Below are 11,489 nucleotides of genomic sequence, written 5' to 3'. Positions count from 1 at the left end.
CCAGCTCACGCCAGACCCGCAAGGACGAAAACAAGCCGCCCACGTTTCTCTTTCTCAATCTCAACTTGTCAAAGAGCGCGAAGCCTGTACCCAAGGGTACAATCCTTCTGCTGAAGACGCGTCATCGCTCCGGTTGCCCGGCCCGATCAGCCCCGTCCTCAGCGATTGGTCCGCGGCGGGCTCGTCAGCGGCAGCGACCGAAGTCCCTGCTCAGAGCCCCGCCTCAGCGGTGGGCGGCTTCTAGAGCCGGCCAACCACCCTGTCAACCCGACATCCAAACCGCAAGAGCGGCCAAACCGGCTGACACACCAGAACCAGAAGGACAGCAATCGACCGATCCAGTCGCCCGGATCAGCGCCGCTCCACCAACAGATCCCGATCACCGCTTGTTCGCCCCGGCCCGCCAAGTGGTGGACCGGGGCGCCCCGTCGGTGAAAATGCTTCTACGGCCCCAACACCCAACCGTCAATCGGAAAATCAAAAAAAACCGCGCCGCGCCCGCCACAGGCCGCCCGGACGCTTCGGAGGGCCGGTCCAAGGAAGGGGTGCGCCGCCTCAGCCCCGCGTTCCCCAGCGGGCGCCCATCCGGCTCTGGCCGGCCGCCTCTTGCCCAATCGCCGGGCCGCTCGCGCGCTCCGGGCGGTGCTGGGATTCCGTCGCTTGGCTCTGCGAGGCGATCATGTCCGGAACGGCAGCTTGTGCTTCGGTGCCGCGTCCCTGGGCGAATTGCCCGGCCTTGCGGTAGGTCCACAGATAGCCCGGCACCACGGCCTCGATGGCGGTCGGCACGATGCCGAGGGCCTCGAGGGTGCGCCCCTCCGCCTTCGCGGCCTCCGAGACGACGTTGTCGCTCTGGAGCAGAACGACCTGATCGCGCGTCAGCTTGAGCGTATCCGGCAGAAGTCCGAAGGTGAGCGTGTCGACCGCTTCCAGCACCCGCGCCTGGAGCCGCGCCACCGGTCGCGGCAGATCCACCACGAGGCGGCGGCGCATCGTCACCTCGAGCATGTAGCGAACGAGGGATTCGAGCGTATTCACCTCCGGCCCGCCGAGTTCGTAGACCGCCCCGCCTCGGGCCTGCCCGTCCACAGCCCGGGCCACCGCCTCGGCGACGTCGCCGACATAGACCGGTTGGAAACGCGATTGCCCGCCCGCGAGGGGCAAGGCCGGCAGGAAGGTCGCCAGCGAGGCGAAACGGTTGAAGAACCCGTCACCGGGGCCGAATACCAGGGAGGGCCGGACGATGACCGCCTCCGGGCACGCCCGCAGAACCTCGGCCTCGCCGAGGGCCTTCGAGCGGGCATAGAGCGATGGAGAGGTCTCGTCGGCGCCGATCGCCGAGACATGGACCATGCGGGCGCCGACCGCCGCCGCGGCCTGGGCGATCGTGCCGGCCCCTTCCGTCTGCAGGGTCGAGAAGCGCTGGACGCCGCTTTCCTGGAGGATGCCGACGAGGTTGACCACGATATCCGCGTGTTCGACCGCCCGGCGGACCGAGTCCGGATAGCGGAGATTCGCCTGCACGGCGACGATCTGGCCGACCTTGCCCAGGGGCTGCAGGAACAGCGCGAGGTCCGGGCGGCGGACGGCGACCCGGATGCGGTAGCCGCGCTTGGCCAAGGCCCGCACCACGTGGCGGCCAAGGAAGCCGGAGCCGCCGAACACGGTGACGAGCTGCGATTGCGGACGGAGCGGCCCGGATTCGTGACGCTCGGAGCTATAAGGGCCGCTGCTTTGAGTGGTCATGGCCGACGGGAAACCCTTCCTCGGGAAACACGGCGCGACCGGTCCACGGGCCGGCCGCACGGCCGACGGGCCACGGAACGCGACCGTCGGCAGCACGCTCCTTAGACCAGTTTGAGGCTGAGGACAGCCGGCATTGCGCAGGAAACGGCCGGACTCTCAGCATTCTCGCGTCGCGGCCGGACGCGGGCCGTGACACATTGCGCCAAGGCCGGGCCCGAGACGCGGCGATCGCGCGAGACATCGTGCGACCCGCGCGCTACGCCTCGTCGAACCGGCTCATGCGAAACACCTCGATGCCGGCGCCGTCGATGACCCGCACCGCCTCCGGGGCGGTGCCGGAGCGTTGCGGCACCCGGGCCCGGGCGAACAGACGACGCGCTCGCTCCGTCGCCCCTTCGAGATCGGCCACGCGCACGGACATCCGCTGCTGCACGCCGCCCGGCGCCTCGGGCTCCTCGGGCCCGAGCACTTCGATATGGTAGGTCTCTCGCACGCGGTCCGTTTCCTCGAGGCTGCCGCTTCCGGCTTTGGGCGAAGATGGGGGTGGCGGCGCCGCGCGCCAGCCCGGCCCCTACGATCGCCCCGGAGCGTCGCGGCAAACAGGGCTTCGGCCTTGCCGAACCGGCGCCGATGCCGGATGTGATGACTTCACACGGGGCATCCGGGCAAACGGGAACAACCATGGCGACATCGCCCTTCGTCACGCCGGACTGGCTGCACCAGCATCTCAGCGCGCCCGATCTCGTGGTGCTCGACGCGTCCTGGTACCTGCCCGCACAGGGGCGCGATGCCCAGGCCGAATACCTCGCCGCCCATATCCCGGGCGCGATCCGCTTCGACCTCGACGCGATGAGCGACACCGACTCTCTCCTGCCCCACATGCTTCCGCGGCCGGAGGTGTTCTCCTCGAAGATGCGCGCGCTCGGCGTGGGCGACGGAGCCCAGGTCGTCGTCTACGACGGGTTGGGCCTGTTCTCGGCGCCGCGGGTGCGGTGGATGCTGCGGACCTTCGGCATGCGCGACGTGACGATCCTCGAGGGCGGCATGCCCGCCTGGCTCGCGGCCGGCTATCCGACGGAAGACGGCGACGGCCGCCCGCGCGACCGACGCCACTTCACCGCCCGCCTCGACGGTGGCGCCGTCGCCGACGCCAACGACATCGCCCGGGCGCTGAGCGGTGGCGCGGCCCAGGTGGTCGATGCGCGCTCCGGCCCGCGCTTCCGGGGCGAGGAGGCGGAGCCGCGCCCCGGCGTGCGCCCCGGCCACATGCCAGGTGCGAAGAACCTTCATTACGCCGCCCTCCAGGCGAATGGTCGCCTGCGGGACGAGGCCTCGCTGCGGGCCGCCATGGCCGAGGCCGGGGTCGATCTCGACCGGCCGGTCATCACCACCTGCGGTTCGGGCGTGACCGCGGCGATCGTCTCGCTCGCCCTCGAAACCCTCGGCCGGCCGCCGCGCGCCCTCTATGACGGCTCGTGGTCGGAATGGGGATCGGACGCGGCGCGGCCCGTGGAGACCGGGCCGGCCGCCTGATCCCCCGCGCTCCGTGCGGCCTCTCTCTCGGATGCGCGACTTCGGGGGACGTCGCGGGGAAGCCGGACGACACAGCCTCAACGAAAGGTTAAGAGGGTCCGGCTAAGCTCGGCTGTTGCCGGTCCGACCTGCGGGGAGGTTCGCCCGCGGATACGGGCGCTCACCACCCCAATCGGGTCGATCTCACACGCGCGGTTCGGAGGAAACGGGTTGGCCAGAGGCCCCCAACGCTGGCAGCTCTACCGCCTGCTCGGCCGAGAGGTGGTCCGTGCCGCCCGTGAGCAGGTCGGCCGGTTCACGGCGCGGCCGGATATCCTGACCCGCGCCCGGGTCACCGGCCTCGTCATCGCCCCGCACGATCTGCGCACCAGCGATGCCTCGCTCGCGGACGATATCTATGCCGGCTTGTTCGTGTTCGCCGGCCGCTCCCTGGTGGTGAGCGGGCGCTCGCCCTTCGATTACGATCCCCCCTCGCCCGAATGGGCGGACGCCCTCTACGGATTCGGCTGGCTCCGGCACCTGCGGGCCGCCGATACGGCGCTCGCCCGCGCCAATGCGCGCGCGTTCGTATCGGATTTCATGAACGGTCGCGGCGAGGCCGCGCGCGCCAGCCTCGTCCCGGTCGCCTCGCGCCGGCTGATCTCGTTCCTGTGCCAGTCGCCCCTGGTGCTCGAAGGGGCCGACCACGCCTTCTATCAGGGCTTCCTGAAAATCGTCGGGCGCGGCGCACGGGAACTCGAGCGTTCGCTGAGCCGTTCGGCTCCACCGCAATCGCGGCTCCTCGCGGCGGTGGCGCTGACTTATGCGGGCCTGTGCTGCGAAGGCATCGAGGCGATCCTGCGCCGGGCCACCCGCGTTCTCGTGCGCGAGCTCGACCGGCAGATCCTGCCCGATGGCGGGCATCGCTCCCGCGATCCGCGCTTTGCCATGGAGCTGCTGCTCGATCTGCTGCCCCTGCGCCAGAGCTTCCTCAGCCGCAACGTCGACCCGCCGGAGGCGCTGCTGCGCGCCGTCGACCGGATGTTGCCGGCCCTGCGCCTGCTCCGCCACGGCGACGCCTCGCTCAGTCACTTCAACGGCATGGGCGTCACCGCGGCCGACCACCTCGCCACGCTCCTGGTCTATGCCGGCGCCGGCACCGAACCGCTGATGTATGGGCCCCATTCGGGCTATGCCCGCCTCGAGACCGGCCGCGTCGTCGTCGTATGCGATGTCGGCCCGCCCCCTCCCCTGCCGCAATCGCGCAATGCCGGTGCGGGCTGCCTCTCCTTCGAGCTGACGAGCGGGGCGCAGCGCATCGTCGTCAATTGCGGCATGCCGGCGAGCGGGAACGAGCTGCGCCGGATGGCCCGCAGCACCGCCGCCCATTCCACCGCCACGGTCGCCGACACCTCCTCCTGCCGCTTCCTCGGCGAGCCGGAGGGCTGGTTCGGCGGGCGCCTCGCGGCCAGTTGGCTTCTGCGTCGGCGCGGTCCGGTGGTCCTGAGTGGTCCCGGCCCCGTCACCGTGGAACGGCGCACCGAGCCGGGGGCCGCAGTGCTCGCCGCCCGGCATGACGGCTATCTCGCGGCCTTCGGCGTGATCCACGAGCGCCGCTGGCGCCTCTCGGCCGATCCCGAATGCCTGGAGGGCGAGGACGCCTTCCGCCGCGAGGGCCGCCATGGCGGTCGACCGCGGGCGGTCGCGGTGCGCTTCCATCTCCACACCTCCGTGACGGCGCGGGCCGATCCGGAAGGCGGCGTCGCGCTCACGCTGACGACCGGCGAGGCATGGCTCTTCACCGCCGAGGGCGCGACGCTCGCCCTGGAGGAGAGCGTCTACTTCGCGGGCGTGGTCGGCGCGCGCAAGACCACCCAGATCGTCCTGCACCTCACGGTGGTCGAGGACGCCCGGGTGCGGTGGCGGATCGAGCGCGTCTGACCGATCGAGGAGGGGACAAAGTGAAGGCGCGGCCGGCACTTGCTGCAGTGCAACTGGCCGCCGCGGCCCGATCCGTGCTACCCGCCCCCAACTTTCTCCCGCAGAGGCGACCACGATGCCGCGCGACCACATCCGGGTGACCCGCGCCCTCCTCTCCGTCTCGGACAAAACCGGGCTCGTCGATTTCGCCCGCGCACTGGCCGACCTCGGAATCGAGCTGGTCTCGACCGGGGGCACCCACCGGGCGCTCTCCGAGGCCGGCCTTGCCGTCACCGAGGTGGCCGAGCTGACGCGCTTCCCCGAGATGATGGACGGGCGGGTCAAGACGTTGCACCCGGCCGTGCATGGGGGGCTGCTCGCCGTGCGCGACAATCCCGAACACCAGGCCGCGTTGGCGGCCCACGGGATCGGTGCGATCGATCTGCTCGTCGTCAATCTCTACCCGTTCGAGGAGACGCTGAAGGCGGGCAGGCCTTACGAGGACTGCGTCGAAAACATCGATGTCGGCGGACCCGCCATGATCCGCGCGGCGTCGAAGAATCATGCCGACGTAGCCGTCGTGGTCGATGTCAGTGAGTACGGGGTCCTGCTCGACGAGCTGCGCAGGGGCGAGGGCACCCTCACCGCCGCGACACGGCGGCGGCTGGCGCGGAAGGCCTTCGCGCGCACCTCCGCCTACGATGCCGCCATCGCCAACTGGCTGGCCCAGGTCGAGGGCGAGGCCGAGGCGCCCGCCTTCCGGACGCTCGGCGGCACCCTGGCCCAGGGCCTGCGCTACGGCGAGAATCCGCACCAGACCGCCGCCTTCTACCGCCTGCCCGGAATCCTGCGCCCCGGGATCGCCACCGCCCGGCAGATCCAGGGCAAGGCGCTGTCCTACAACAATCTCAACGACACCGACGCGGCCTACGAATGCGTCGCGGAGTTCGATCCCGCCCGCCAGGCGGCGGTGGCGATCATCAAGCACGCCAATCCCTGCGGCGTGGCCCAGGGCGACAGCTTGCTCTCGGCCTATGAGCGGGCCTTGGCCTGCGACCCGACCTCGGCCTTCGGCGGCATCGTCGCCCTCAACCAGCTCCTCGACGCCGAGGCCGCCCGCAAGATCGTGGAGATCTTCACCGAGGTCATCATCGCCCCCGACGCCTCGGACGAGGCGAAGGCGATCATCGGCGCCAAGAAGAACCTGCGGCTCCTGCTGGCCGGTGGCCTGCCCGATCCGCGGGCGAAGGGCGACACGATCCGCACCGTCACCGGCGGTTTCCTCGTGCAGAGCCGCGACGCGGCGACGGTCGAGGACATGACGCTCACCGTCGTGACGAAGCGCGCGCCGACCGACGACGAACTCGCCGACATGCGCTTCGCCTACCGGGTCGCCAAGCACGTGAAATCGAACGCCATCGTCTACGCCCGCGACGGCGCCACCGTCGGGATCGGCGCCGGCCAGATGTCGCGGGTCGATTCCTCGATCACCGCCGCCCGCAAGGCCGCGGAAGCCGCGACGCGCCTTGGATTGTCGGAGAGCCTCGCCAAGGGATCGGCCGTCGCGTCCGACGCCTTCTTCCCCTTCCCCGACGGCCTGCTCGCCGCGGCCGAGGCCGGCGCCACGGCGGTGATCCAGCCCGGCGGCTCGATGCGGGACGAGGACGTGATCAAGGCGGCCGATGGAGCGGGGCTGGCCATGGTGTTCACGGGGGTGCGCCACTTCCGGCATTGAGCCCAGGGCGCCGGCATTTCACGCCCGGGCTTCTCCTGGAACGGCTTCGACCGAGATGAAACCTGCGGGCCAACGAGAAAGGGCCCCGCCGCGAGGCGGGGCCCTTTCTTCATGTCGCGTCCCTGTCTGCCTCAGTGCGCGTGCGCGCCCGAGGCTCCGATGCCGGTCTCCGAACGCACGAACTGTGCGTCGAAGGCGGCCCGCTCGCGGTTGCCGCGCCGCGTCCGGTCGAGCACCGAGACGCCCCAGATCGTCAGGAAGGCGAGCGGCATCGAGAATAGGGCCGGGTTGGCGTAGGGGAAGAGCGCGACGGGGTGACCGAAGGTCTTCACCCAGACGGCGTCCGAGAGCACCACCATGCTCACCGCAGCGACGAGGCCGACGAGGCCGCCGAGCAGTGCTCCCCAGGTCGTGGTGCCCCGCCACAGGATCGACATGGCAAGAACCGGGAAGTTGCAGCTCGCCGCGACCGAGAAGGCCAGCCCGACCATGAAGGCGACGTTCTGGTTCTCGAAGATGTAACCGAGCACGATGGCCACGATGCCGATGCCGACGGCGGACGCCTTCGACAGGTTGACCTCGGCCTTTTCCGTCGTTCGACCGCGGGCGAAGACCTGGGCGTAAAGGTCGTGGCTGATCGCCGAGGCGCCGGCCAGCGTCAGGCCCGCCACCACCGCGAGGATGGTCGCGAAGGCCACCGCCGAGATGAAGCCGAGGAAATACGGGCCGCCGACCGCGTTGGCCAGGTTGACCGCGACCATGTTGGTGCCGCCGAGCATGTCCTTCAGCTTGTCATAGGTCGTGCCGTCGGCACCGAGCTTGAAGTAGCTCGGGTCTGACATCAGCAGGGCGATGCCGCCGAAGCCGATGATGAAGGTGAGGATGTAGAAGTAGCCGATCAGGCCGGTGGCGTAGAACACCGACTTGCGGGCGGCCTGTGCATCCGAGACCGTGAAGAAGCGCATCAGGATGTGGGGCAGGCCGGCGGTGCCGAACATCAGGCCGACGCCGAGGGAGATCGAGTCGATCGGGTTCGTGACAAGGCCGCCGGGCGCCATGATGGCGTCGCCCTTCGGGTGGGTCTGGACGGCCGCGGCGAAGAGCTTCTCCGGACTGAAGCCGTACTGATAGAGAACCGCCCCCGCCATGAAGCTCGCGCCGCCGAGCAGGAGGCCGGCCTTGATCACCTGCACCCAGGTCGTCGCCTTCATGCCGCCGAAGGCGACGTAGATGATCATCAGAGCGCCGACGAGCACCACCGCGTAGAGGTAGGGCAGCCCGAACAGGAGCTGGATCAGCTTCCCGGCACCGACCATCTGGGCGATCAGGTAGAAGGCCACCACCACCAGCGTGCCGGTCGCCGAGATGATGCGCACCGAGGTTTGATCGAGGCGGAAGCTCGCCACGTCGGCGAAGGTGAACTTGCCGAGGTTCCGCAGGCGCTCGGCGATGAGGAACAGCACGATCGGCCAGCCGACGAGAAAGCCCGTCGAATAGATCAGACCGTCGAAGCCCGACGAGTAGACGAGGCCGGAAATGCCGAGGAACGAGGCCGCCGACATGTAATCGCCCGCGATCGCGAGCGAATTGGTGCCGGCCGAGATGCCGCCGCCCGCTGCGTAGAAATCGGCCGCCGATTTCGAGCCCTTGGCCGCCCGGTAGGTGATGCCGAGGGTGAACAGCACGAAGAAGAGGAACATGCCGATCGCCGGCCAGTTCGTCGGCGATTTCTCCACCGCACCGAGGTCGGGACCCGCGGCGAGCGCCGGGGCGAAGCCGAGGGCGAGGCCCGCGGCGAGGAACGGGAGGATGCGGATCATTTGGCGAGGCTCCGGACGAGTTCGGCCGAGAGCCGGTCGAAGCGGGTGTTGGCGCGAGCGACGTAGATGCCCGTCAAAAGGAAAGCGAAGACGATGACGAACATGCCCATGTAGAAGCCGAGCGAGGCGGTGCCGCCGACCTTGGTGGCGAGCAGGGCTTTGTCGAAGGCGATCAGCCCGATGAAGCCGAAATAGACCACGAGCATCGCGCCCGTGAGGATCCAGCCATAGCGGGTCCGCTCTCGCACCAGCGTCTGGAAGATCGGGTTTGCGGCCACCCGGTCGAGTCGGGGATCGGGCTCGAGCCCGTCACCGGCCCCGTGAACCGTGGTGGCCGCCAAGGGCGCGGATGCGCCGATCGTCTTGATCGTGTTCATGAATCTCCTCCCACCCTGTTCCGGCGCCCTGCGAGTGGGCCGGCGGTTGGTTTGTTTTCTCGTTGGCATCGCGGCGCGCTCGGGCCCCCCTTCCCCGGGCGGGGAGGAGGGCTCGAACGGCGAGATTGGGGGGGCATTCGCGCATTCCCCTCCCCCCTGACGGACGGAGGGGACGGCGCACCGTCAGGCCTTGGCGCGGTTCTGGCGGTTCTCGATCAGGTCGTCGACGACCGCCGGCTCGGCGAGCGTCGAGGTGTCGCCGAGGGACCCGAAATCGTCCTCGGCGATCTTGCGCAGGATGCGGCGCATGATCTTGCCCGAGCGGGTCTTGGGCAGGCCGGGCGCGAACTGGATCAGGTCCGGCGAGGCGATTGGGCCGATATCCTTGCGGACCCAGGTGACAAGCTCCTTGCGGAGCGCGTCGTCGCCTTCTTCGCCCTCGTTGAGGGTGACGTAGGCGTAGATGCCCTGACCCTTGAGGTTGTGCGGATAGCCGACGACCGCTGCCTCCGAGACCTTCGGATGAGCGACGAGAGACGATTCGACCTCCGCCGTGCCCATGCGGTGACCAGAGACGTTGATGACATCGTCGACGCGGCCAGTGATCCAGTAATAGCCGTCGTCGTCGCGCCGGGCGCCGTCTCCGGTGAAGTACAGACCTTTGTAGGTCGCGAAGTAGGTCTGCTCGAAGCGCTCATGGTCGCCGTAGACCGTGCGCATCTGCCCGGGCCAGCTATCCTTGATGCAGAGGTTGCCCTCGCACTTGCCGTCCAGCTCCTTGCCCTCGGCATCGACCATCACCGGCTGCACGCCGAAGAAGGGCCGGGTCGCCGAACCAGGCTTGAGCCGGGTGGCACCGGGCAGCGGCGTGATGAGGATCCCGCCGGTCTCGGTCTGCCACCACGTGTCGACGATGGAGCAGCGCGCATCGCCGACGACGTTGTAGTACCATTCCCAGGCTTCCGGGTTGATCGGTTCGCCGACGGAGCCCAGCACGCGCAGCGACTTGCGCGAGGTCTTCTTCACCGGCCCCTCGCCGCCGCCCATCAGCGAGCGGATCGCGGTCGGCGCGGTGTAGAAGATGTTCACGTTGTGCTTGTCGATCACCTCCCAGAAGCGGGAGTTCGACGGGTAGGTCGGAATGCCCTCGAACATCAGCGTCGTCGCGCCGTTCGCCAGTGGGCCGTAGACGATGTAGCTGTGGCCCGTGACCCAACCCACGTCGGCCGTGCACCAGTAGACGTCGCCGTCGTGGTAATCGAACACGTATTGGTGGGTCATCGAGGCGTAGACGAGATAGCCGCCCGTGGTGTGCACCACGCCCTTCGGCTGGCCAGTCGAGCCCGAGGTGTAGAGGATGAAGAGCGGGTGCTCGGCCTCCACGGCCTCCGCCGGACATTCGTCGGTCACCTGCTCGGCGGCCTCGTGGTAGTAGACGTCGCGGCCGGGCTCCATCGCCACGTTGCCGCCGGTGCGCTTCACCACGATGACGTGGTCCACGAGGTCCTTCTCGACGCGCTTGATCGCTTCGTCGACATTGGCCTTGAGTGGCACCTTGCGCCCGCCGCGCAGGCCTTCGTCGGCGGTGATGACGACCTTCGAGCCGCAGCCATTGATGCGGCTCGCCAGCGAATCCGGGGAGAAGCCGCCGAAGACGATGGCGTGGATCGCGCCGAGCCGGGCGCAGGCGAGCATCGCGTAGGCAGCCTCAGGGATCATCGGCAGGTAGAGCGTGACCCGATCGCCCTTGCCGACGCCGCGGTTGCGCAGAACGTTGGCCATCCGGCCCACTTCCGCATGTAGCTGGCGATAGGTGATGTGCTGGGACTCGTTCGGGTCGTCGCCTTCCCAGATGATCGCGGTCTGATCACCGCGGGTTTGCAGGTGGCGGTCGACGCAGTTCACGGCGACGTTGGTCTTGCCGTCCTCGAACCACTTGATCGAGATGTCACCGGGAGCGAAGCTGGTGTTCTTGACCTTGGTGAAGGGCGTCGACCAATCGATGCGCTTGCCGTGCTCGGCCCAGAATGCGTCCGGGTCCGAAACAGAGGCCGCGTACATTTCTCCGTACTTGGCGTCGTCGATCAGAGCACGCTCACGCCATGCGTCCTGAACGTCGATGACCTTCTCGCTCATGTCGTTTCTTCCCTGGACGGTGCCCGATCGTATCGCGCGAAGGCGCGCAGCCGGGGCTTCCGCAAAAGTCATAATCGCATGTGAAGAGGACGAGCAAGCGCCAAAAAGTCGAACATGGGAATTTTGCGCAATTCAATTGCACAAAATTTTCTTAGGAACGACTCGATGGTGCGATCGCGCCGCGCCGCGGACGCGAAACGCTGGAATCTCAAACGGATCGGGCTACGCCGAGGCCCAAGGGGC

General features: G+C 68.8%; 8 protein-coding genes. 3 read left to right on the top strand and 5 right to left on the bottom strand.

What is annotated here, in order from left to right:
• Positions 1-555: 555 nt before the first annotated feature.
• Together LW587_RS15450 and LW587_RS15445 are read right to left on the bottom strand one after the other, a co-directional pair.
• Complete coding sequence (locus LW587_RS15450) at positions 556-1,746, bottom strand: complex I NDUFA9 subunit family protein (RefSeq protein ID WP_232630478.1); 1,191 nt, start codon at positions 1,744-1,746, stop codon at positions 556-558.
• Between the two features lie 256 nt (positions 1,747-2,002).
• Entirely contained in the window at positions 2,003-2,239 is a 237-nt protein-coding gene (locus tag LW587_RS15445) for a hypothetical protein (protein ID WP_232630477.1), read from the bottom strand.
• 188 nt (positions 2,240-2,427) lie between these two features.
• Here LW587_RS15445 and sseA point away from each other — a divergent pair, with 188 nt between their 5' ends.
• From sseA to purH, 3 genes are all read left to right on the top strand, one after another.
• The gene (gene sseA / locus LW587_RS15440; protein ID WP_232630476.1) at positions 2,428-3,279 is read left to right on the top strand and encodes a 3-mercaptopyruvate sulfurtransferase; all 852 of its coding nucleotides are present in this window, start codon (positions 2,428-2,430) and stop codon (positions 3,277-3,279) included.
• Positions 3,280-3,489: 210 nt separating this feature from the next.
• Complete coding sequence (locus LW587_RS15435) at positions 3,490-5,199, top strand: heparinase II/III family protein (RefSeq protein ID WP_232630475.1); 1,710 nt, start codon at positions 3,490-3,492, stop codon at positions 5,197-5,199.
• A gap of 115 nt (positions 5,200-5,314) precedes the next feature.
• Complete coding sequence (gene purH, locus LW587_RS15430) at positions 5,315-6,913, top strand: bifunctional phosphoribosylaminoimidazolecarboxamide formyltransferase/IMP cyclohydrolase (protein ID WP_232630474.1); 1,599 nt, start codon at positions 5,315-5,317, stop codon at positions 6,911-6,913.
• 131 nt (positions 6,914-7,044) lie between these two features.
• Here the strand turns inward: purH and LW587_RS15425 are convergent, their stop codons facing one another.
• The 3 genes from LW587_RS15425 to acs form a co-directional block, all read right to left on the bottom strand.
• A complete protein-coding gene (locus LW587_RS15425) occupies positions 7,045-8,733 on the bottom strand; it encodes a cation acetate symporter (protein WP_232630473.1) in 1,689 nt (562 codons plus the stop codon).
• Positions 8,730-9,110 carry a DUF485 domain-containing protein gene (locus tag LW587_RS15420; RefSeq protein ID WP_232630472.1) on the bottom strand — a complete coding sequence of 127 codons (381 nt, stop codon included), beginning with the start codon at positions 9,108-9,110 and terminating at the stop codon, positions 8,730-8,732. Before LW587_RS15420 ends, LW587_RS15425 begins: the two co-directional genes overlap by 4 nt.
• Before the next feature lie 183 nt (positions 9,111-9,293).
• On the bottom strand, positions 9,294-11,246 hold the full coding sequence (gene acs, locus LW587_RS15415; protein WP_232630471.1) for an acetate--CoA ligase: 1,953 nt from the start codon (positions 11,244-11,246) through the stop codon (positions 9,294-9,296).
• Positions 11,247-11,489: the final 243 nt, after the last annotated feature.

This window comes from Methylobacterium sp. Leaf118 (genome assembly GCF_920984675.1).
Lineage (GTDB): Bacteria > Pseudomonadota > Alphaproteobacteria > Rhizobiales > Beijerinckiaceae > Methylobacterium.
The sequence above is the reverse complement of the archived record's forward strand: the minus strand, read 5'-3'. Positions and strand labels throughout refer to the sequence as shown.